The sequence below is a fragment of the Congregibacter sp. genome (genome assembly GCF_047617445.1).
Taxonomy (GTDB): Bacteria; Pseudomonadota; Gammaproteobacteria; order Pseudomonadales; family Halieaceae; genus Congregibacter.
In genome coordinates, this window is the sequence record NZ_JBLGBE010000023.1 from 23,928 (window position 1) to 45,236 (window position 21,309).

The 21,309-nt window shown below is 54.7% G+C and carries 18 protein-coding genes; 4 read left to right on the forward strand and 14 right to left on the reverse strand.

Annotated features, from left to right (window positions below; genetic code table 11):
• Positions 1-39: 39 nt before the first annotated feature.
• Complete coding sequence (locus ACI9KD_RS07610) at positions 40-420, reverse strand: VOC family protein (protein WP_414980562.1); 381 nt, start codon at positions 418-420, stop codon at positions 40-42.
• A 189-nt stretch (positions 421-609) separates the two neighbouring features.
• On the opposite strand from ACI9KD_RS07610, the gene ACI9KD_RS07615 reads away from it, so the two are divergent.
• The gene (locus ACI9KD_RS07615; protein ID WP_414980563.1) at positions 610-1,881 is read left to right on the forward strand and encodes a serine hydrolase domain-containing protein; all 1,272 of its coding nucleotides are present in this window, start codon (positions 610-612) and stop codon (positions 1,879-1,881) included.
• A 67-nt stretch (positions 1,882-1,948) separates the two neighbouring features.
• Positions 1,949-2,683, forward strand: a complete 735-nt coding sequence (gene truC / locus ACI9KD_RS07620; protein WP_414980564.1) for a tRNA pseudouridine(65) synthase TruC — start codon at positions 1,949-1,951, stop codon at positions 2,681-2,683.
• Positions 2,684-2,723: 40 nt separating this feature from the next.
• On the opposite strand, the gene ACI9KD_RS07625 is transcribed toward truC, so the two are convergent.
• The 3 genes from ACI9KD_RS07625 to ACI9KD_RS07635 form a co-directional block, all read right to left on the reverse strand.
• A complete protein-coding gene (locus ACI9KD_RS07625) occupies positions 2,724-3,380 on the reverse strand; it encodes a glutathione S-transferase family protein (protein WP_414980565.1) in 657 nt (218 codons plus the stop codon).
• 120 nt (positions 3,381-3,500) lie between these two features.
• The gene (locus ACI9KD_RS07630) at positions 3,501-3,968 is read right to left on the reverse strand and encodes a nuclear transport factor 2 family protein (protein ID WP_414980566.1); all 468 of its coding nucleotides are present in this window, start codon (positions 3,966-3,968) and stop codon (positions 3,501-3,503) included.
• Between the two features lie 246 nt (positions 3,969-4,214).
• Positions 4,215-5,258 carry a 2-dehydropantoate 2-reductase gene (locus ACI9KD_RS07635; RefSeq protein ID WP_414980567.1) on the reverse strand — a complete coding sequence of 348 codons (1,044 nt, stop codon included), beginning with the start codon at positions 5,256-5,258 and terminating at the stop codon, positions 4,215-4,217.
• 195 nt (positions 5,259-5,453) lie between these two features.
• On the opposite strand from ACI9KD_RS07635, the gene ACI9KD_RS07640 reads away from it, so the two are divergent.
• Positions 5,454-7,049: an amidase gene (locus tag ACI9KD_RS07640; RefSeq protein ID WP_414980568.1), complete on the forward strand. Its 1,596-nt coding sequence runs from the start codon at positions 5,454-5,456 to the stop codon at positions 7,047-7,049.
• A 32-nt stretch (positions 7,050-7,081) separates the two neighbouring features.
• Here the strand turns inward: ACI9KD_RS07640 and ACI9KD_RS07645 are convergent, their stop codons facing one another.
• The 6 genes from ACI9KD_RS07645 to ACI9KD_RS07670 all read right to left on the reverse strand — a co-directional run bounded on the left by ACI9KD_RS07645 (position 7,082) and on the right by ACI9KD_RS07670 (position 15,013).
• Positions 7,082-9,259, reverse strand: a complete 2,178-nt coding sequence (locus tag ACI9KD_RS07645) for an adenylyl cyclase (RefSeq protein ID WP_414980569.1) — start codon at positions 9,257-9,259, stop codon at positions 7,082-7,084.
• 198 nt (positions 9,260-9,457) lie between these two features.
• Complete coding sequence (locus tag ACI9KD_RS07650) at positions 9,458-9,928, reverse strand: hypothetical protein (protein ID WP_414980570.1); 471 nt, start codon at positions 9,926-9,928, stop codon at positions 9,458-9,460.
• Between the two features lie 170 nt (positions 9,929-10,098).
• A complete protein-coding gene (locus ACI9KD_RS07655) occupies positions 10,099-10,977 on the reverse strand; it encodes a TauD/TfdA dioxygenase family protein (RefSeq protein ID WP_414980571.1) in 879 nt (292 codons plus the stop codon).
• Between the two features lie 125 nt (positions 10,978-11,102).
• Complete coding sequence (locus tag ACI9KD_RS07660) at positions 11,103-11,462, reverse strand: cupin domain-containing protein (RefSeq protein WP_414980572.1); 360 nt, start codon at positions 11,460-11,462, stop codon at positions 11,103-11,105.
• A gap of 20 nt (positions 11,463-11,482) precedes the next feature.
• Positions 11,483-13,033, reverse strand: coding sequence for a PQQ-dependent sugar dehydrogenase (locus ACI9KD_RS07665; RefSeq protein ID WP_414980573.1), 1,551 nt, complete (start codon positions 13,031-13,033; stop codon positions 11,483-11,485).
• 57 nt (positions 13,034-13,090) lie between these two features.
• Positions 13,091-15,013: a PQQ-binding-like beta-propeller repeat protein gene (locus ACI9KD_RS07670; protein WP_414980574.1), complete on the reverse strand. Its 1,923-nt coding sequence runs from the start codon at positions 15,011-15,013 to the stop codon at positions 13,091-13,093.
• A 194-nt stretch (positions 15,014-15,207) separates the two neighbouring features.
• Between ACI9KD_RS07670 and ACI9KD_RS07675 the strand changes: the two genes are divergently transcribed.
• Complete coding sequence (locus tag ACI9KD_RS07675; protein WP_414980575.1) at positions 15,208-17,460, forward strand: SPOR domain-containing protein; 2,253 nt, start codon at positions 15,208-15,210, stop codon at positions 17,458-17,460.
• A 26-nt stretch (positions 17,461-17,486) separates the two neighbouring features.
• On the opposite strand, the gene ACI9KD_RS07680 is transcribed toward ACI9KD_RS07675, so the two are convergent.
• The 4 genes from ACI9KD_RS07680 to ACI9KD_RS07695 all read right to left on the reverse strand — a co-directional run bounded on the left by ACI9KD_RS07680 (position 17,487) and on the right by ACI9KD_RS07695 (position 21,101).
• Positions 17,487-18,878 (reverse strand): YfcC family protein, encoded by a 1,392-nt coding sequence (locus tag ACI9KD_RS07680; protein WP_414980576.1) that lies wholly within the window; start codon positions 18,876-18,878, stop codon positions 17,487-17,489.
• Positions 18,879-18,921: 43 nt separating this feature from the next.
• On the reverse strand, positions 18,922-19,767 hold the full coding sequence (locus ACI9KD_RS07685; protein ID WP_414980577.1) for an N-formylglutamate amidohydrolase: 846 nt from the start codon (positions 19,765-19,767) through the stop codon (positions 18,922-18,924).
• 53 nt (positions 19,768-19,820) lie between these two features.
• Positions 19,821-20,312, reverse strand: coding sequence for a DUF1993 domain-containing protein (locus ACI9KD_RS07690; protein ID WP_414980578.1), 492 nt, complete (start codon positions 20,310-20,312; stop codon positions 19,821-19,823).
• 153 nt (positions 20,313-20,465) lie between these two features.
• Complete coding sequence (locus tag ACI9KD_RS07695) at positions 20,466-21,101, reverse strand: hypothetical protein (RefSeq protein WP_414980579.1); 636 nt, start codon at positions 21,099-21,101, stop codon at positions 20,466-20,468.
• Between the last annotated feature and the right edge of the window lie 208 nt (positions 21,102-21,309).

The following is a 21,309-nucleotide window of genomic DNA, read 5'->3' on the forward strand; positions in this document are numbered from 1 at the left end:
GCCCAGGCTTAAGCTTGTGACCATCGCATTTTCCCCCAGCTACCCGTAGCCGAACACGTCAAGTTTATGGCCTTCGAGATCGCGAAAATACGCGGCATAAAATCCCTCTCCGCCCTCGGCGCGCAATCCCGGTGCGCCCTCATCGCACCCACTTAACTCCATTGCCTTGGCATGGGTGCGATCGACATTTTCACGGCTGTCGACAGAGCTCGCCGCCATAGTGCCGTTTCCCACCGTGACAGATTCGCCGTTGTGCGGCGTCATAATGCAGAGCATGAGACTTTCCATATTGGCGCCCCAGGCGTAACCCCGATCGCCGAAGTCCACCATGCGCGCCACACCAATCGACCCCAGCAGTGCATCGTAAAACGCCGATGATTTAGCAAGATCGTTAGTGCCCAGAACAACGTAACCAATCATACGCCCTCTACTTTTATTGTAGACCCTTCCGATGCGCATGCACGCTAAGAGGCACATGGCCAGAAATGACCGCGGTGTTTTATCCGGAGCATGCTTTTGGGCGCATAATGTTGGTATCGCAGAGCCATCCTTCTCTCCTGCGGAATACGCTAAGCTCCGCTAGCGATCAGACCAAGGGAGTCTTTAGATATGTGGAAGCAAACGACACTGCTAATCGTGGGTGGACTGAGTCTTGCGGTCTCGATTCGCATAAATGCAGCAGTGCCTCCAACGGCCAGCGAACTCGGCTTGATGATGGGTGCGCCTCCGACAGCAGATAAGCTTGTGACGGCAGAGAATTTTGTGATCCCGCCCTATAACCGCTGGAGCTTTCAACACCTTCGTGAACTGTTTCCCACCCGGGCTGTGCCGGCCTCTCACTCCCCCTGGATTTTGCCGTCAAAAGCCATCGATTTTGCTGATGTTGTGGTCGATTTTGACGAGGGGCGTTCAATGACGGTGGGGACGTGGCTGGCATCCGCTTACACCGACGGATTTATTGTTTTGGATCGCGGCACTGTCGTGCATGAGCAATACGAGAATAGCCAGACGCCATCAACTCAGCACCTGATGTTCTCAGTCACAAAGTCTTTTACGGGTGCCATGATTTTACAGCTGATGGAGCAGGGTGCGATCGATGGAACGAAAACTGTGGCGTCCTATGTGCCGGAGTTGAGTCAGACTGCCTTTGGGGACGCGACTGTGCAGCAGGTGATGGATATGACGAATTCTATTGCCTACGACGAAACCTATGATGATCCTAATTCAGATATCGCCAACTTCCTTACATCAATGTATCTGGGCGGGGAAGGCCTTTATTCTCATTTGCAGAGTCTTACAAGCAAGCAGCTTGGATTTGAGCACGGCGAAGCTTTTCACTACGTAACACCTGACCCCGAGGTGCTCGGTTGGATTATCAGGCGTATCGAGGGCCAGACGCTGGCCGATGTTATATACCAACGCTTATGGTCGAAGCTCGGTACAGAGTTCGAAGCCCATTATTGGGTAGATCCCACGGGTGTCGAAATGGCCGGTGGCGGCTTGTCGATGACCCTGCGCGATGCGGCACGTTTTGGTCAGATGATTCTTGACGATGGCCAGGCCAACGGTGAGCAAGTGTTGTCTGCCGACATTGCGCAGCGAATCAAGACCCCGCGCAATCAAGCCACCTTCAATCGCTACTATCAGGACGCATGGTACGGCAGTGTCGCTCAGGGCTACCACGATCAGTGGTGGAGTTATGCCGGCGTTGACGCGGTGGCCGCATTGGGGGTCCACGGACAGTTTATTTATATAAATTCTGAACATGATGTGGTGATCGTCAAGCAAAGCTCAGACCCGGACGCGGAGAACGACCGTGTTGATAGCGAAACGCCGATGGTGATGCACGCTATTGCCGAATTTTTGGGGACGCAGCGCTGACCTATCACCTGCGGTAATTCGCTCGACCGGGTAGTGCTGCTTTGCTTCCAAAGTCTTGATTGAGCCCATGCTGGATATCATTTTTCAGGACAGTGACGTCGTAGTCGTCGACAAGCCGCCTGGCTTGCTCGTGCATCGCAGTAACATTGATCGCCACGAAACACGATTTGCCCTGCAAATGCTGAGGGACCAATTAGGCCAACATGTGTTTCCTGTACACCGCCTTGATAAGCCTACCTCTGGCTTATTGGTGTTTGCGCTATCAAGCGATGTAGCAAGGTTGTTGACACAGCAGTTCGCGAATCGTGAGATTGCCAAGCGATATCTCGCAGTGGTTCGAGGCCATTGTCCCGAGGCAGGCGAAATTGATCACGCGCTCAAAGAAAAACACGACCGCATCGTCGACCGGCAAGCTAGATTGGATAAAGCGCCACAGGATGCGCTTACACACTACCGAAAACTCGCCGAGGTAGAGTGGCCCGAGGCAGTGGATCGTTACCCTCAAGCAAGATACTCACTGGTAGAGCTGCGGCCGCGTACAGGTCGCAAGCATCAACTACGTCGGCATATGAAGCACATTGCGCATCCAATCATCGGCGACGCAACCCATGGCAAGGGGGTGCATAACCGCTATTTTGCACGGCGTTTTGACTGCGCGCGTTTATTGTTGGCTTGTACCGGTCTTGAGTTTGAGCATCCGATCACGGGTAAATTGCTGCGCCTCTCCGCCCAACCCGGCTTTGGGTTTGAGCGGGTGATCAATGCATTCGCGTGGCAGGATGCCGTCGATAACTCGGGGTAGCTCGACGCGACGGCGTCTCCTTCGCCGCGACGTTTACAGATCAGCTCCGCGACGCGATGTAGGCAAAGAAGTCATCCTTGTTCGCCTCGGTATCGGCATCGACTTGTTTGGACACCGTGTCCTCCGCCAAGCGTGCCCGCCAAGCCTTGAGTCCGTCCACTTCGGAGACCACATCACGTTGTAAGACGGCAGATCCGGCATCCACCACAGAGAGCACATAGCGAACGTAGATGTCGGCCATGCTGAAGTCGCTCCCGGTTAGGAACGGGTCTATAGAACACAAGCCAGCCAGGCTCGCTACGCCCCGGTCGACCATAGCGTTCACTTCTTCGCACAGCGACTCGGGCGGTGTTTCTCTTGTGAACACAAACGGCAGCAGACGTCGGCAGGGCAGTTCCAGATAGAGCTCGGCGCAACGCATGATCCGTCGCACGTGACTGCGGGCGTAAGGGTCGGCGGGGAGCAGAGCTGGCTCGGGAAACATGTCTTCGATGTATTCACACAGGACCGAAGCCTCGGCAAGGTACTGTCCATCTGAGGTCGTCATCGACGGCACTTTCCGGGCGGGGTTCAGGCGTTCATAGCCTTCGGCGCTGGCGTAGACAAGGTCTTCGGTGAATGGCACGCCCTTGTGCAGGAGCACATGTTTGGGGATGTTGTAGTAGTTGCTGTAGGCAAAGCCATGCAGAGTGATCATTGATACCGTCCGTGTGGAAGAGGTCGTTGATGCTAGCGCTTCGTTAAGAGCGGCGCCACAGCTATCGACTGCATCCGTCTGAGGATCGCTGGCCTGTGCAGGGTGAGTCCGGATGTCGCCCTACAGATGTGCGCCGTGGGCTTCCATCCATGCAGCAAAGGTCACTAGGGATTCGTCCTTAATGACGCTTCGCAATTCAGTTATTTGAATCCCGGAAAAACGCGCCACTTCACTGCCCGAGATCTCTAGGGTTGGAAGGTCTTTCCTTATAAAGCGAATAGTCCATTCTGCTGTGACTACATCACCGCTGCTTGAAAGGCTGTGTAGTTGTAATTCCCGTTGCTCCATTTGTCGGTCCAAGCCATCCACGGCACCCTTCAATTTCAGCATTATCGCATCACGCCCCAAGGCTGCATCAGAACCGTCTCCGGAATCGTAGCTTGCGTCCTTCGTAAAGTGATCTGCCACCCGGGACCAGTCATCATCGACATAGGCTAGCTCAAAGTCCGCGGCGTAGGCTTGAAACTGCTGCTCTATATTCATCGTTGTAACAACGTTGTCGGGCAGCCAGCCGAAGTCCTGGGCCAAGGCTCAGGGTCTCGCAGCCAACCCAGGGGTGATAGGCGATATGGGGATCTAAACGACGTTGGCAACCGACTGGCGCACAGGCGACCCCCCACCAAAAAGCAGGTCGCGCGTAAGCGCGTTGAACTGTGGCTCATAAGCATCAAAATCCGGGGCTTTTCGGTGTGATCAGTAATTTTTCTTCGGCCTATTCTAAGTAGCACGTCGACTGAAGTATAGGGCGAGTCAAATCACCGCTATGGGGTAGTGTCATCCGCTTTGCTGCGAACTGCTATGAACTAACAATGCCAGTAGGTCTTTACCGCTGATACCTTGAGCTACTTTGCCTTGCTCTGCGTCATGGATCATTGCCGTCAGTGTTTTATTGGCCGGGCTGTGTAAACCGAGTGCGTCGCCTTCGTTGACCACAGCACTGTTTAGATAATCTATTTCAGTTATCTTCCCCGCACTTAAATCCCACCACATGGATGCACGAACGGTCGGGTCAATGGCGATCATTTTTTGTCCCAGTCGTTTAAACACAAAGTCCGGCAGTTCAATAAAGAAAGGGATTAGCTGTCCGGGCAAATTCGCGACAGCCGGTAACTGGATGTTTTTGGCTTTGCACACCGCTAGCAGCTCGCGCATAAGTAAGGCGATCACACGACGATAGTCTCTATCTTCCAACATTTGCTTCACCGGAATATCGGCCAGGGCGTTTACCGCATTCGCCAAGTTCAACTGCAGTTTTGCCCAGAGCAGAGCCTGCATATGGTCACAGCTCTTTGTCGGTAGTAAGGGAGAGTCGATCGTGTCGGCGAGATTGCGTGCGATGTCCGGGCATTCAGGCAGTTCTTCGATCCACAGATGGCCCTCGGAGCCTCGGTGTAAGTGACCCGCGCGGGGCTCCGCTACATTAAACACAACCATTGCGCGCATGACCTTGTTGCGCGGAAATTTTTGCTTAACTACGCTATCTGATCCCAGGCCATTCTGTACGCAAAAGATCACCGTGTCAGGCCCCACCAGAGCGGGTAGGTCCTCGAGCGCACTTTCGACAGCGGTGCACTTAACCGTTAGCCATAAATAGTCACAGCACTGCGATTGCGGTGCATCGCGTAAGTCTTCATCTGCGATAAACGTAACTTCACGAATGGACGCGGTATTCTCTTGGTAATCGGTGAGGCGTAAACCATTCGCTAGATTGTCTTGTACCGACGGCCGGGCAACCAGGCTGACATCCAAGCCCTTGTCGAGCATTGCACCGGCAAGATATCCACCAATGAGTCCGGCACCAAAAATCACATGTTGCATTGTGTTACGCCGTCCGCGGTTGCTTGCATGAAAGTGTCATAAGAGTCATAAGAGTCATCAGGTCAGACATAGTAAGCTAGATGTTCTCGTTGGACATTTATCACAGTGACTATTTATTTTATTGGCCCAAAAAATTATTTTATTGGCCGAAAAAAACACATCCCAACAAGCAAGTAGTAATAGAGGACTGCCGTTGTGAATTCAGGGTTCTTCATTAGACGCCTCATTGTCGCTATGAGTTTTACGCTCGCTATTTGCGCTGCACACGGCGTTGATAAAAACAGTGATGACCGTGTCAGCGGCGACTTTCGGTTCGTCGAAGCTAGCATTAATGATGTGCACCGTGCGTTGCAAGGTGGTGATATGAGCTGTGTAGATCTTGTAACTGGCTACCTTCGGCGTATCGAGCAATATGACCAACCCTCGGGGCTCAATGCTGTAATTTTCACTAACCCAGCCGCGATAAAAAAAGCAGCGAGTATCGATGCGCGACTTACATCGGGCGACAGCCTCGGGCCGTTGTTCTGCATACCGGTTTTGCTAAAAGACAATTTTGATACCCACGATATGCCCACCAGCGGAGGCTCTGTGGCGCTCAAGAACAGCGTGCCGCCGGACGATGCCTTTATGGTCAAGAAGCTGCGGGCGGCTGACGCTATCGTGATCGCAAAAACCAATATGGCCGAATGGGCGTTCAGCCCCAAGCAAACGGTGAGTTCTAGCTACGGCATTACAGCAAACGCCTATGCCCTCAATCGGGTGCCCGCAGGCTCCAGTGGCGGGACGGCCTCGGCTACCGCGGCAAGTTTTGGCGTCGTCGGCATGGGCACGGATACCGGCAACTCTATTCGTGGGCCTTCCTCGCACCTAGCGCTTTTTGGTATTCGCTCGACGATGGGACTCACCAGTCGCGACGGTGTGATTCCCCTGGCGTTTGATCGAGACATTGCAGGACCCATGACGAGAACGGTGGAAGATGCCGCTAAGGTCTTTAATGTCATTGCAGGATTTGATGCTGCAGATCGTCTTACTGAACTGGGCAAAGGGCGGCGCGAGGCCGATTACACCACGTTTCTGAATCCAAATGCCCTGCGTGGCAAACGCATCGCTGTGTTGCGTGCGCTGGTCGATACAGAAGATGCTGATCCTGAGGTCATTGCTGTATTCGAGCACGCGCTGGATGATCTTGTCGCGCAGGGTGCTGTGCTGGTCGATCCATTTGCCGTTCGCAATCTTGACGAACACCTAGAGGGTGATTATTTTTGTTCGCGTTTTCGTTACGACATGCATGTGTATCTGGAGTCATTGGGAGAGTGGGCGCCGATTAAAGATGTGATGGAGGTGAGAAGCAGCGGGGAGTATTCGCCGTACATCGAGGGTCGACTCGATTACTTTGGCAAGTATCCGCGCAATATTCCCCCCGCGAAGCTCGATCCGCCCTGCCCGGAATTCCCCAACCATCCCGGGAGGCAGGCTTATCTTGAGGACGTCGTTGCGTCCATGGATGCAGCGCAGGTAGATGTCATCGTCTATCCAACTTGGACCAACCCACCGGCGCGTCTGGCGAATGCCATTGAGGAGTACCTGGGTGATAACAGTCAACTGCTTGCCCCGGCTACCGGACTGCCCGCAGTGACCGTGCCCATGGGATACAGCCACGGTGGATTGCCCGCGGGATTGCAGATTTTGGGTCGGCCCTACAGCGAAGGACTGCTGTTCTCGCTGGCCTATGCTTACGAGCAGGCTACGAAGCATCGGCGGCCGCCTAAAGGCTTTCCGGCTATTGAGTGAGATCAGCGGTGACTCAGCTCAAAGGGTAACGCTCAAAGCATGGACGCATACCGGTCATAGAATGCAGTGGTCAAAGGTTTGTAGCCAAGGATGTTACGCTCCTCGTTGATCCGTTTGATATTGGCTTCGCGCAGCGAGATAAAACGCGGCTCTTGCAGCAAGGGTTCAAAGGGGCGCGTGACAAAGTCGAAAATATTGAGAAGCGAAGCTTTGGCAAAGGCCTGCTCGAGGAACCCCAGGGCCTTGTCATTGGCGCCTACAATTGCCCAGTACTGGGCCTCATCCATGTCGCGGCCCACAGACACGTCACCGCCTGCCCTGAATATGTCGATGGCAAAGCGCATGCGCTGCATCGCTTCTTCGTACAAACGCTGCTCTCCCACCTCACGGAGCGCCATGGCCAATTCCAGATAGGGAGGTGGATCAGCGTTTACTCCAGGGCGAAGGCGCGTGGCGTAGGCCTCAAGGCTGCCTCGATACTCGCGCTCAAAGTAGTCGACCAATTCGCGGTCTTGGCCTAGCTGAGCGAGAATTCCAATGTATACAGCATGCGCCGCATAGTAATCAGGGTTCTCTTCCACAGTAGCAAGCGCGAGTTCTTTGCCCGTCTGCGGGTCTCCACGACGCACCGACTCCCAAGGCTTGAAGATCGAGAGTATCTCTGCGGATCCGGAATACTCTTCGATCACGCCCAAATCATAGTACGCCGATCGCAAGCTGGAATTATCCAGACTGTTCACCACGACTTCCGATACGGTTTCACGCAGTTTGATCGACTCGGCAATCTTTCCATCGATGAGGTAAAGCAGCGTGCTGCGCGTAATGACTTTTTCGGTCTCGTCCCGCGTGGCGGCAATAAAGCGTTCGCCCACGCGGCGTGCTGTGTCCAGGTCGCCAATATCAATACTGTATAGAATCGCGTTGTTAACCCCTGGCTTGTACAGCGGGTCAATATCTACCAGCGCCTTGAGTTGGGCTGCCACATCACGGAGCCGCCCGTCGTTTGCCAGTGCCAAAGCCAGCCAGTTTCGCGCATCCAGGGAATTCGGGCTTAGCTCAATCGCACGACGTAGCGCGGTAATCGCGTAGTCTGCGCGACCCGTATCGCTATTGATAAGGCCGCGCACGGCGTAGGCATCGGCGAGATCCGCATCTAACCCAAGCGCTTGCTCCACGTCTGTCTTGGCCTGCACGAATGACTCCTTTGCTGGCAGCTTGCCGTAAGAGCCGGGCCGATCAGATAACAGCACCAGGGCTTTTGCCCGGGATGCGTAGGCCGGCGCGTAGCTTGGGTCGATTTCGATGGCTCGATTAAGCAGATCAAGGGCGCGTTCCATACCCGCAGGGTCTCGGGTAAATATCAGGTCTCGCGCTTCCAAAAACAGGCCGTAGGCGGTTACATCAGTACGCTGCACCGGTGCCAGGGTAGGAGCCTCTTCGACTTGTAGCTGGCTCTTCATGGCCACCAGTATTCGATTGGCTATATCGTCCTGCACGGCAAAAATATCGCTCAGGTCACCGTCATAGGTTTCGGACCATAAATGAAACCCATCGCTCACTTGAATCAGCTGTGCAGTCACACGCACTTTGTTGCCCTGGGAGCGCACGGAGCCTTCGAGAATGTGCGCAACGTCCAGCACGCGGCCTATCTCCCGCAGATCCTCGTTGCGGCCTTTAAAGGCAAAGGACGAGGTCCGGCCTGCGACTTTCATGCCGCTGACTTTGGCAAGAACGTTGAGTAATTCCTCGGAGATGCCGTCAGCAAAGTACTCCTGGTCACCACCGGGTGACAGGTCGGCAAAGGGGAGTACGGCAATGGAGGCCTCCGCAGCGGCGGAGCCTGCAACCAGTCCCGGTAATTGCTCAGAATTGAATAACTTGGGAACAAGCATTGCGCCAGTGAAAAGCAGCAGCGCAAGCACTAATACGATATCCAGCTTGCTGCCGGTTTGTGCGGTGATGCTTTCATCCGCATCGATCGATACCGTGCGTTTTATGCCGTCGGGGGTCAACTCAAAGGCCCAGGCAATCACCAGAGCAACGGGAAAACCAATGGCCAGGAGTGACACGACAAAGCCGTCGAACCAGGCTGGCAGGCCTACGGCCTCTTCTAACGAGGCAGCAACCTGTACCAGCAGCCAGCCTACGACGGAGTAAACGCCAGCTATGCGAAATACATTACGACGTTTTAACTCACCGAGAAGACTCACAACTTATGCTCATTGATTTTCAGCATATAGAAGATAGCCCAAGCAAGGATTCGGTACCACTGGGAACTATCTGAGGTTAGCAAAACGCGCTTTGCTAGTGAGAGAGATGAATCCAACTGATCGTCGCCTTTACTACGGGGATAAAAAAGGCGCCCGAAGACGCCTTTGATCGATGGGGCTCACTATCGATGGGGCTTACTACGGAGTCATGATGCTTCCCATGGACTGACTGGTCCAGGCTTGGCCGTCGGATCTGCGCGACACCACTTTTGTGGTTCCGCTGCCCGTGGCGCCTGCGTATGAGCCAGTGCCCCCCATGACCATCCACTTTCCGCCTTGATCAGGTCCGCCGAGAACGTAGGAAATATAGAGCATGTCTCCGTTGTCGGAGAATGCTGTGCAATAGCCGGCTCCGCCGGCTTCGCCAGATGGACCGACGCCTTGGTGCCCCGTACACCATTGGCTGCTCAAGCTGCCATCGGCCTGCATTACAGTGGCATGGGCTCTCATTGTGGTTCTACCTTTAGCACCGTTCGGCATCTCTACCGGCTGTCCGGCGTCCATTTGTACCCAGTGAGCGGTGCTATTGACCTTCACAGTATCTGCATGGGCAACAAGGGCAGCGGACGTCGCGAGTGCGCCAATAGCGCCGACAAAGATTTTTTTCATTATTGTTTTCCTGTTATTGAGTAGCGGGCCTTTTCGAAGGCTTCGCGGAATGATGCGACGAATTGAAGCATCCTCTCTAAGGTAGACCATACTCAGCGGTATGCCACAGGAAATTTTTGTACGGATGACAGTAACCGGTTGTAGCGATGTCGCACAGTTCGATAGTAGCTTTATGCTTGTTCGGCGCTTTCTGTCATCGGATCTCCAGCGATGCGCGAATGCAGCATGACTCGCGGTTCTGAATAGTCCCAAGCACAGCCACGATGCATCAGGCAGCGGTTGTCCCATACCACGACATCGCCTTGGGTCCAGCGGTGCTGATAGCAGCGCCTATCGTCACTCGCGGAAAACTCGATAAGCTTATCGAGCAGCGAAGCTGACTCCTCCTGAGAAAGACCGGTAACACCAAAAGCGTGTCGCCCTACGGCCAGTGTTTTACGTCCGGTTTCCGGGTGAATTTTTAGAAGCGGTCGACGGGGAATGTCCTCCACGATAAGGCCATAACCCATGTACTCGCTGTCCTTGCTTTTTGTTTCCTCGCCGAGAGCCTTCTGGCTGCGAGCAAGAGAGTGATGGGCCGATAGACAGGAGAGACGATCACGCGTTGTCTCGTCCAGTGCATCCCAGGCTGCGCGCATGTCTGCAAACGCTGTATCACCCTGTGCCTTGGGGACGACCTTAGCGCTAAAAACGGCGCCCTTGGCTTGTATGGGCATGTAAGTGTTGTCTTGATGCCAATGTAAATTGCCACGAATGATTTTCATCATGTCGTCATCGGGTGCATCGCGCATGCTTCCATCAGCTAAAACGTTACTAATCTCAGCGGCTTCCAGACCTTCGATCAGATTGCCAAAACGTCGGGCAAAGCTTGTTTGATCCTCGTCGCTAAGGTGCTGCTCCGGGAATATCAACAAGGCATATTTCAGCCAGGCTTGATAGATTTCATCAAAGCGATTGTCATCAAGCTCCGTGAGTCGAACACCGGTCACTACGGCGCCAAAAGATTTTTGTAATGGCTGGATAGTTATTGAAGGGGATTCGTTGCTCATGGGTACGTCCTTCTATTTATTATTGGTGCTGCAAATAGCGTCGGTGGTCCAGGGTCCAACGATGAGTGACTACAGGCCAGAGTAAGAGATCGCCCCAGCCACGTTTAACGACATTGTTCGAAAATTCACGGTTCATAGATAACGAACACTTTGCGCGTCGGCTCGATCACCTCCCATTCGCCACTAAACCCTGCGGGCACGCAAACACGATCGCCGGCTTTGAGTTCCATGCTGTTGCCGGCATCGTCATAGAGTACTGAATGGCCGCTGAGAATCTCGAAGTACTCATGCTCGCTGTAGTCCACGCGCCAGCGGCCTACTTCTGATTCCCATTCGCCCGCAGCGAACTTGTCATCTACCGCGTAGTGCGTAGTGGCGTTTTGCATGGGCGACCCCTGAACACACTTCTCTGCGGGAGTTGGGTAGGTTTCGTTGGGCGCGGCGCTAGCTGCGAAGTTCACCAGATCAGCTATGGTCTTTTTCATGATAAGAATCCCGCTCTTATTTAATGTGGGCTGGCTGTCAGGTCGGACAGATTCTCCGACAGGTAGCTCACGATCGTTGTGTAATCCGCGTCCGTGAGTGCCATGCCGTTGCCGACCATTACGCTGACAACCTGCATCCATTCATCGGGTGAGCGTCGCTGGGCAAGAGTGAGGTCGATGCCGTGGCAGCGAGTGCATGCTTCCATGGTCTGCTCTCGGCCCGGTGCCTCGGGTAGCGTCATGCTGTTGGTCATAGCTGTGGAGCTAACGGAGGGGGCGACCGCTAGCGCTGGAGGCTCAAGCCGCAGCAACATGCCGTCGGTGTCTTTGGGTCCCCGCAGTCGCCCTTCGGTCAGGACGTAGATGTAGCCGTTCGGGCCCTGGCGAATGTCACGAAAGCGCAGGTTTAGCTCGTTCAGCATCGTATCGCCCTGCTTAATAAAGTCGCCTCGGATGACCATCTGCGCAACTGTTTTGGAGCCCGCGCCCGCCACCATCAAACTGCCTTTCAGGCGAGGGAACTTGTCGCCGGTATAAAAGAACATGTTTTCGGGGTTGAAGGGTGGGTTCCAAAAAAACAGTGGATCGTCCATACCGTCGCGGTGCCAGGGCTGATCGGAGACGAGGCTGCCGGAGTAGTGCCTGCCCAAAGACACAAGGGGCCATCCATAATTGTGCCCTGGGATCACACGATTGATTTCGTCGCCACCTGCGGGGCCGAATTCGGAGGCCCACATGTCTCCCGTTTTTGGATCCCAGTCAATGCCGTACACATTGCGATGGCCGTAGCTGTAGATCTCGTCCTTTGCGTTGGGGTCGTTCACAAAGGGGTTATCAGGTGGAACGGAACCATCTGCACGCACGCGCAGAATTGTACCAATGTGATTGTTCAGGTTTTGCGCCTGGGGCCGTGCGCTGGATTGGTCGCTCGAGGTTGTGCCATCGCGATCACCGACACTGATATAAAGCATACCGTCGGGTCCAAAGACCATGCGTCCGCCGTAGGTGCCCAGCGGGCTTTCCCAGGCATCAGCCACAAGAATGTCCTCAACGTCGCTTAATCTTCCTTGATCAAAGCGAGCGCGCAAAACCGCCAGCGTTGTTCCCGTTTGCGGCTCTCTGTCCTTTGTGTAGGAGATGTAAAGAAGCTGGTTGTTCGCAAAGTCGGGGTGCAGAACGATATCGTGCAGACCGCCCAGTCCAACGTTGTTTAAGGCGGGCAGACCAGCGACAGGCACCGGGTCGAGCACGCCGTCGGTCACGACTCGCAAACGCCCGGGGCGCTCGGTGATCAGCATGCTGCGACCATCCGGCAGAAACACCAATCCGTCTGGATGCGACAGACCCTCGGCCAGTTTGACGACCCGAAGAGACATACCGCCTTTGCTCTTGAGAAGTACCGGCCCGTCGACCGCCGCACCGGTAAGCGCGTCCTGTGGATAGGCGCGGGCGATCTGGGCCTCGGTGAGCGGTGATGTCACGCCCGGGGTGTCGACAGTTTGGGCGATGCTGGCAAGGGGCATCGTTGCCAAAGTTGCAACAGCAATGGTGAAGGAAAGCCTAGAGATCATGTCTGCTCCGTAAATTGGGTGTTGCGCTGGCGGCTGTGATCGCTCGGCGCTGTCTGCTTAGTCGATGCTCATTGCGACAAGTTCTGCGGGATGATCCACGCCGCCGACACCCACGACAATATATTGCTTTCCTTCGAACATATAGCTGATTGGAGGGGATGTCGTACCCGCACCGAGATCGGTCTCCCAAACCACTTTGCCCGTCTGTTTGTCATAGGCGCGAAACATGTTGCCGCCACTAAACTTGGGCATGCTGATGCCCACCGGGGATCCCTCACCCAGGAACAGGAAGGACTTGGTCAGCAGGGGCGCAGCGCGGCCCGCCTGACCGAGGGGCGGGAGGTCGAGATCCTTGAGCAGTGGGTGGTCCCGGGGTCCATCGCCGTTGGGAACCATCCATAGATGTTCGCCGCTGTTCATGTCGATGGCCGTAATCCTGCCATAGGGCGGTTTGACTATGGGCAGTCCTTTCGGGCCTTCTAAATACAGCTTGTCTTCGGCAGGGCGACGATAGTTGTCTCTGCCAACCCAGGGCACCGTGACCGAGGGGATGTAGGCCACGCCTGTTTGTGGATCGAGCGCTGCACCGGTCCAGTTCGCTCCCCCAACCCAGCCGGGTAGGTAGAGTGTGCCTAGCTTGCCGTCCGCTCCTCCCGCGACAGAGGGTGGTGTGTATATCTCTCCATGCACGTAGCGACTGAGGATCTCGACAGCTTCGGCACGCAGCTGTGGTGTAAAGTCGATCAACTGATCCTCATTCATGCCTTGGCGATCAAAGGGCTTAGGCTTTACGGGGATAGGTTGCGTTGGCGACGCCTTTTCGCCGGGCATGCTGGATGCTTGCACGGGCGTTTCGATGATTGGAAACAGTGCTTCGCCGGTGGCTCGATCAAAGGCAAAGACGTAGCCCATCTTGGTGACCTGAATAGCCGCTTTGCGTAGCTCGCCGTTGACCTTGATGTCCGCCAGCATTGGCGGCGTTGGCAGATCATAATCCCACAGGTCGTGGTGAACGGTTTGAAAGTGCCAGACCTTCTTGCCGGTCTTTGCATCAAGGGCGACGATGGAGTCGGAATAGAGGTTGTCGCCGGGACGCGCCACACCGTAATAGTCGTTTGAGGGCGCACTCAGAGGCAGGTATACGTAGCCTAGTTCTTCGTCAGCGCTGAACGCGGACCAGACCTTGGTCTTGCCGCCTTGACGCCAGGATTCGTTTTCCCAGGTTTCTGTACCGGGTTCGCCTTCCCGAGGAACGGTGTGGAAGGTCCACAAAAGCGTGCCCGTGTGTGCGTCATAGCCGCGCACGTCACCGGCAAGCGATGCCTTGTTGATGTCGCCGGTGCCTGTGGCGATGGGCTGGCCGCCGACCACGATGACATCGTTGACGACGATGGGTGCCGGCGCATTCCAGGCAAATACATTCTTGGGATTTTCCCGAAGATCCACACGACCGTTGTCGCCAAAATCGGTGACCACAGCGCCATTTTTGGCGACCAGCAGATAAAGGTAGGAGCCGCGAATGGTGACTACACGGGCCGCATCACGGCTGCCCCAAAGTGTGATGGCACGGCTCGCGCTGGCTCGTCTGGGCGTAGACTCGCCAACGGCATTGGTCTGACGCCAAATGAGCTCGCCGCTACCCGGGTTGCGGGCCTCGACTTGTCCAATCTGGTTGCTCATGTACATAACGCCGTCGACCACAAGCGGCGCATTTCGGTAGTTGTTAGACGGCCGGAGGCTTGGGTTCTCTGCAAGTAATGCAGGGTCCAGGGCGGGCGCGCGCCAGACAACTTTTAGGCGATCAATATTTTTGGCATTAATTTGATCAAGCGCAGAATACTTCGTGTCACCAATATCTCCACCGAAGTGTGCCCAATCGGCAGTTGCTTCGGCGAGTGCCGTTGTTCCGCTTAAGGTCCCGTACAGGGTCCCGCAAAGGGCTATCGCGCGGGCCAGATTCTTTGTCTTCGGTGTGTGCATGTCGTGTTTCCCTTTGCATTGCGAGCGCCGTGGGCAGTCGCATTTTTAAACCAACCTTGTCGGACGATTCAGTAAGCCGCGGCTATGATAGCGCAGGCACCGACCCCCACCACCGAGAGAATCTCGCTACTGCACAATCCGAATTTATACGGGATACTGCTTGTCGCCCATAAATAGAAGTAACGCCTATAACAATGGAAATAATTCATCGCGCGCTATTTTGTATCTTGCTCTTTACCGCCCACCCTGCCGTGGCTGGAGACTACACCCTGGCTATTAATCATGGCCGCGTCATCGATCCGGAGTCGGGATTGGATGCGGTCCGCCACATCGGTATCTCTGGCAAGAAGAATGCCGATGAATCTATGGCACCGGACTCCGCTGCGCCGCCGGTTCAGACCACTGAGGTGGCTGTTCCCCTTCGCTTTGATTATCCACTGCTGCAGCAGCTGCTTGTTGCGGGGCTATTTCAGGGCCCCGGGCAGAGCAGGGAGCTTCTTAACGACCCGAGTACCTGCAGTGAAGTTGTTGTGAGTCAGCCAGTGCTGTCACCTAAAGATTTGCAGTTGCAGGTGCTTGCTGATCTTCGTGCCCGCGTGGGTGTGGGTGCCCCGGGTGCTTGCGCAACGCTCTTTAGCTGGGAGGGCCGCGTTGGCGTAGCTGGGATGCCCGAGACGCAGAGCAACGGCACCGTGTTGGGTTTTGTGCCAGAGCAGGTATGGCTAATGAATCAGGCGGGTGTGCGTATTAGTAATGATCGAATGCAGGAGATGGCGGAGAGCAGCGTGCGGACATTGTTCAGCCGCTTTACCGTCGATCTTACTCCACAATTACAGTCGGTTAAGGACTTGCTCCCAGAGGCCTTGCCGCGACATTCCCGCCAGCAAATACAGGCTCTGCTGGACACGCTGCGCCTGAGCGATCTGCGGGCGAGCGACGAAGCACTGGAAGCAAATATTGTGTTTGTTGTCGAGCCTGCATCCGAGGCTTTGCCTGTGGAGCATGCGCTTAACGATGCAGAACTTGCCCGTTGGGAAGAGCGCTGGCAATTGATGGACTCAGTGCTGGTGTTGACCGTAAAGCATTATGCCGCCGCGACGCAGCTACAGGAGCTGCGCGACGCGCTCCTGGATGTGCTCATAGAAAGCCGCTATCGACTTCGCGACGCACTTATTGAGTCGCCCGATGCAGAGGGTGATGCCGTGCGCGATTGGTTTTTGCAAAGCTGGCAAGCGCTTGCTCCGGTTATCAGACGCATCGGTCTGGAGCAGCAGGGCCAGGAGCCTCTTCTGCTGTTCAGCGTTGTTGCCTCGACCGACGCATTGACAGCGCTTGATCAACTCGGGCCGAGTATCGGTTTGGACATATCGGCAGATGGTTTGCGACGGCTGGCAAGAATGATTAATAGTGAAGCGGGTGATGAGCTGCTGCAGTACTCCGATGAGGTTGATCCCCAGCTGCGGGACTTGCTGGAAGGAAGCGTCAAGGCCACTGCGCCACCGTCAGCCTGGAGGCTGGATTTTTCACTGTTCCCGAAGGCGATGGCGGCCACTCCAAACAGTCTTAACAGTTGGGCGCCGAAGCGCGAGGATCTGTCAGAGTACCTTCCGCAGGTGGCTGAGCTACTAGAGGCGTCGGCCAGTACAGCAATGGCCAAAAGGAATCTTGACCCGGCGTACGAGGAGCTGTTTCGGCGCTTGGTGCTTACCACCGCATGGCAGGAGAGTTGTTGGCGGCATTACGTGGTGAGTGACGACAGAAAGCTGGTACCGCTGCGCTCAGGTACGGGCGATGTTGGACTAATGCAGATCAATGAGCGGGTGTGGCGAGGGTTCTATAGTCAGCAGCAGCTGCGCTGGGATATTGGCTATAACAGCGCTGCAGGTGCAGAGGTTTTGATCGACTATTTGCTAAAGTACGCCATCCGCCGGGGAGAGCACAAACAACCCGGTGGCGCCGTCAATCTCGCGCGAGCTAGCTATTCTGCTTACAACGGCGGTCCCAGCAAAACATCGCGTTATCGCAGCGACGAAGCGTCCGCCTATGGCAAAAAGGTCGATGCCGCGTTTTGGGAAAAGTACCAGCAGGTGGCGGCTGGCGACGAACTAGCGGTGTCGCACTGCCTTGGAGGCGACCTTAGCGGATCTGCTACCGCGAGTCGTGGGTCCTCAAAAAGAACTAAAGCATCGGGAGGAAACGGTCCGACGGCCCAGCCTCCGGAATACTTCACCTTACAACTGGGGGCGTTTAGTACGAAGGATTCAGCCTTATCTTTTATCGACCAGCATTCACTGGCCGGCAAGGCAAGCGTGCAGCGGCGACGCAAGGGCGACACTGGCCAGTATCTGGTGCTTTACGGGAGCTACGCCATGCGGGTCGAGGCAGATAAAGATAGACCGCGTGTTGCCAATTTTCAACCTTGGGTCCGGCGATTTGGGGACCTGTAACTAAGACAAGAGCTCATGTTTACAGGCTAGTAACCCAACTCGACGCAGAGCAACAACAAGACCATCGCCGTCACTATGTAGATCGCCCACAGCGGTAAAATGAACTTTGCCCAACTGCTCCAGCTCACCTCGGCTGTGGCCAGGTAAGCCAGTAATGTGCCGGACGTGGGGGTGAGCATATTGGTTATGCCGTTACCAAACAAAAAGGCCACTACCGTTGTTTGCGCTGAAACTCCCGAGAGCTGACCGATAGGTCCCATGATCGGCATGCTGACCGCCGCCTGACCCGAGGTGGAGGGGATTAGGAAGTCCAGCATTAGCTGGCAAAAAAACATGCCTAAGGCGGAGATACTGGGGTTGTCCTGACCAATCATTAATACCAAGTTATGCACGACTGAATCGAGAATCTTGCCCTTCTCTAAGGTTATTGCAACTGCCGACGCCACACCAATCAGAAAGCTGGCCAGCAAAACTTTTTTCATGCCTGAGACAAAAGCGTCAGCCGACCCATTGAGGCCCAAACCGCTACAGGCTGCGAGGATCATGCATAAGCCGATGTAGTACGCGCTGAGTGACTGATGTTTCCAACCCCACTGCGTCGAGGCGAATACCAGTCCACCGATACCAGCCAACAGAATCAACAGCATCGATAAATGCCGCGCGCTCAGCGCGGACCCCGAAAACCCTAAATCAACATCCGTTGACCGGGCATGCTTGCGAATGACGTAGCAGAGAAAACCAATTCCAAGAGCGAGAAAAACCAGATAGAAATAGAAGCGCACCAGCGCGCCACTGAAAATTGGCAGATCGACCAAGGGCTGAGCGATGGTTAACGGCAATGGGTTAGTTACCGAGGCCAAATAGCCTGCCTTCACCGATATGGTAACAATGGCAAAGCCAATGATAGGCGAGAGCCCCAGCCTTTTAGCCATGGCGACCATCAGCGGAATCACCAACAAATACTCGGATGCGAGCCCCAAAAAGGAGCTGCCCGCTGAGAAGACAGTCATCAGCAATATCACGAGAACGTAGACATTGCCCTTAACCAGGCCAAGCAAACGTTCGAGTCCGGCATCAATGGTGCCCGAATCTCGCAAAATCCCGAACATCCCTCCAATGATCAAGACCATGAAAATGAGTCCGGAACCTCTCTCCAATCCCTCGGGAATTGATAAAAGCACCCCCGAGAGGCTTACCGGTTTTGCGGAGAGGCCTGCGGTTTCGACGCTACTATCAAAAAGCGCCTTAGGAGAAATATCTTTCTCGAGCAGCTTATAGCTGCCGGGCACAACGAGTCGACCATTTCTCTCGAACTCGCCGGAGTCCACGACGTAGCTTAGCCCCATTGCGAGGAGCAGAATGCCAAGCAATATGATGATGGGGTTGAGGGGTTTCTTGTCGTCTTTGAGCTGTTCCATAAGTCGTTCTACTTTTTATGACTCTATGCTAAATCCACCGGGTTTAGGCAACTGCACATCCGACAAAGTCAGCGATTTGTTGGCTTATCGTACACAAGTCTTTCTTGAACGCCGCGTAATTCTGATTGGGTGAAAAGAGCTGTTCATCCATGTAAAGCGCGCGATTAATTTCTATCTGCGTGCTATGACGGTTGTTTTCTGGATCGCCATAATGGCGCACGAGGTAGCCGCCTTTGTAGGGCGAGTTGCGAACCACACTGTAGCCAAGACGCACAAATCCTTGCTCAATCACGTCAACGAAGTCTGCTCCCGCGCTGCGGCCATCGTTATCGCCAAGCACCACATCGGGGCGTAGCGCGCCGCTATCAATATTCATGAGGTTGCCGCGGGATTTCATGGAGTGACAATCAATATGCCACACGCCAGAAAATCGCTGATGTAGTGCGTCCAGAGTTGATTTGAGTTTCTGGTGGTAGGGACTGTGATACTGCTGAATCCGAGCGCGTATCTCAAAAAGTGAAAATCGAGACTCATACATGGGCAGGTCGGGCAGGGCGAGTCGCCGTATCAATCCCATGCCGCGCTCGCTGTAGGCGGTAGGATTAACCTCGCCCACCGGGCCCTTCAGTAGTAAAAGATCGATATCGTCAGGCGCGCGATTTAGATCGATATACATGCGCGAGTAAAGCGCGTGCAGCAGCTGCCCGCCCATGCTCGGCACCGCTCCCCACAGATCATCCACAAACAAGTCGCAACCGGTACGTAATTGTTCTGGTTGAACGCTGGACACAAAGTCTGGTGGAAATAGCTGCCCGCTGTGGGGAGAGTCGAATACAAGAGGCAGCGCAGGACAATCTCTGGGCGCCTCAAAAACAAAGGTATCAGCCATTGCTTAGCTATCGCTTCCTAGTGCCCTGCCGACAAACCGCGCGACGGTCCCACTTAGGCTGCCCCGAGAAAGTCTCGCTTGCCAATTTCTACGCCGTTATGACGCAGAATGTTATAGGCGGTGGACATATGAAAATAGAAGTTCGGTGCTGCAAAGTTACTGAGATAGGTAGAACCCATAAACCTTGCTTCCTCAGGTCCGAACTTTAGAACGACCTCTCGTTCCTCCGCCCCCTCAAACCCGGCCTCTGGAACTGACTCCATGAACTCAATGCTTTTGCTGATGCGTTCCTGAAGTTCGTCGAAGGTGGTCTCGGTATCCTCAAACACCGGGTTTTCAGTCTGGGATAGTCGCGCTGCAAGGCCCTTTGCTGTATCGCAGGCAATCAAGACGTTGCGGATTAAGTTCAGCATATCGGGAAAGAGTCGTGCGTTGAGCAAAATGTCGGGATCAATGCTCCGATCATCACAGTGGGTCGCGGCGGTCTTTAGTATGGCGGCCAGACTGCGCAAGGAGTGGGTATAGCTCGAGACTGGAGATTGCATGGAAGAGATCCTTTTAAAAAATTGTGTTCGTTCGACAGTCTGTCGCTACGCCTGTCGGGCTGGGAGTATGTCACTAAATTGAAACATCATGTTCAGTCAGGATTCGATCGCTTAGACCCAAGCTAAGCCTGCTCCTGGGTGGTCAAAGACCCGTTAGTCAGTTAGTACAGCCACGGATTTCTCCCAGAAGCGGGCTGCGCCGTAGAGTTGCCAGGCCAATAGTATTAGGACGAACAACATCATTGAGAATGCAATCAACCCTTGGTCAATGCTGCTAATCAAATATCCGCCACCAAGAAAAAGTGCGCCGATTAACGTAAATTGCGGATAAAAGTCACGTCGTTTTGCGGGTGCGGAGTTCTTGAAGTAGTCGTCGTTACTGCCGTCCAACCGGGCCCGCCGCATGGTTGAGTGAGAGACCCAAACCATCAATCCAAAAATGACCGCCATGCAAATCAACCACCATCCTGTCCTGTCTGAACGCATGTTGTCGATCAATAAGAATTGCATAAAGCCAATAAAGAACGGGTATAGGGAATCACTCGTACTTGGCACCCAGCGAAACCGCATCGCGTTGCTTGCGTACACGACCCAGATCACTACCAGGCCGAGAACCGTCGCAGCGACTTGCATCCAGGCGATTATTGCGGGCCAGCTAAGCTCGAATGGGTAAGCGTTTTCATGCAGTCGTGCCCAAAGCAATTCCAGCGCCAGGGCCTGAACCATACTGAGTAGAGTTAACAGCACCGAAGGGAAATGCTCTTTTGCGCGGTCACGAATATCGCTCATGTGCTTGCTCCTGCGGAATCCATCAAACTACAGAGCAACATACTGCATGCCATAGCGTAATGTCAGCCGTGATTTTTACAATCACCCAGGATTTTGCGCAGTCAGCGCCCCTGCAAAATGAGCCAAAGCCCCACGGCAATCATAAGGGTGCCTGCAGTACGGTTAATGATCGCGACGTTTCCTCGATGCCTTAGGAGCTTTCCTAGCG

Bases quoted from the DNA above. Each gene is read 5' to 3' on its own strand.
- ACI9KD_RS07610 (WP_414980562.1), bottom strand. From the start codon at position 420: ATGATTGGTTACGTTGTTCTGGGCACTAACGATCTTGCTAAATCATCG.
- ACI9KD_RS07615 (WP_414980563.1), top strand. From the start codon at position 610: ATGTGGAAGCAAACGACACTGCTAATCGTGGGTGGACTGAGTCTTGCG.
- truC (WP_414980564.1), top strand. From the start codon at position 1,949: ATGCTGGATATCATTTTTCAGGACAGTGACGTCGTAGTCGTCGACAAG.
- ACI9KD_RS07625 (WP_414980565.1), bottom strand. From the start codon at position 3,380: ATGATCACTCTGCATGGCTTTGCCTACAGCAACTACTACAACATCCCC.
- ACI9KD_RS07635 (WP_414980567.1), bottom strand. From the start codon at position 5,258: ATGCAACATGTGATTTTTGGTGCCGGACTCATTGGTGGATATCTTGCC.
- ACI9KD_RS07650 (WP_414980570.1), bottom strand. From the start codon at position 9,928: ATGAAAAAAATCTTTGTCGGCGCTATTGGCGCACTCGCGACGTCCGCT.
- ACI9KD_RS07655 (WP_414980571.1), bottom strand. From the start codon at position 10,977: ATGAGCAACGAATCCCCTTCAATAACTATCCAGCCATTACAAAAATCT.
- ACI9KD_RS07660 (WP_414980572.1), bottom strand. From the start codon at position 11,462: ATGAAAAAGACCATAGCTGATCTGGTGAACTTCGCAGCTAGCGCCGCG.
- ACI9KD_RS07665 (WP_414980573.1), bottom strand. From the start codon at position 13,033: ATGATCTCTAGGCTTTCCTTCACCATTGCTGTTGCAACTTTGGCAACG.
- ACI9KD_RS07670 (WP_414980574.1), bottom strand. From the start codon at position 15,013: ATGCACACACCGAAGACAAAGAATCTGGCCCGCGCGATAGCCCTTTGC.
- ACI9KD_RS07675 (WP_414980575.1), top strand. From the start codon at position 15,208: ATGGAAATAATTCATCGCGCGCTATTTTGTATCTTGCTCTTTACCGCC.
- ACI9KD_RS07680 (WP_414980576.1), bottom strand. From the start codon at position 18,878: ATGGAACAGCTCAAAGACGACAAGAAACCCCTCAACCCCATCATCATA.
- ACI9KD_RS07685 (WP_414980577.1), bottom strand. From the start codon at position 19,767: ATGGCTGATACCTTTGTTTTTGAGGCGCCCAGAGATTGTCCTGCGCTG.
- ACI9KD_RS07690 (WP_414980578.1), bottom strand. From the start codon at position 20,312: ATGCAATCTCCAGTCTCGAGCTATACCCACTCCTTGCGCAGTCTGGCC.
- ACI9KD_RS07695 (WP_414980579.1), bottom strand. From the start codon at position 21,101: ATGAGCGATATTCGTGACCGCGCAAAAGAGCATTTCCCTTCGGTGCTG.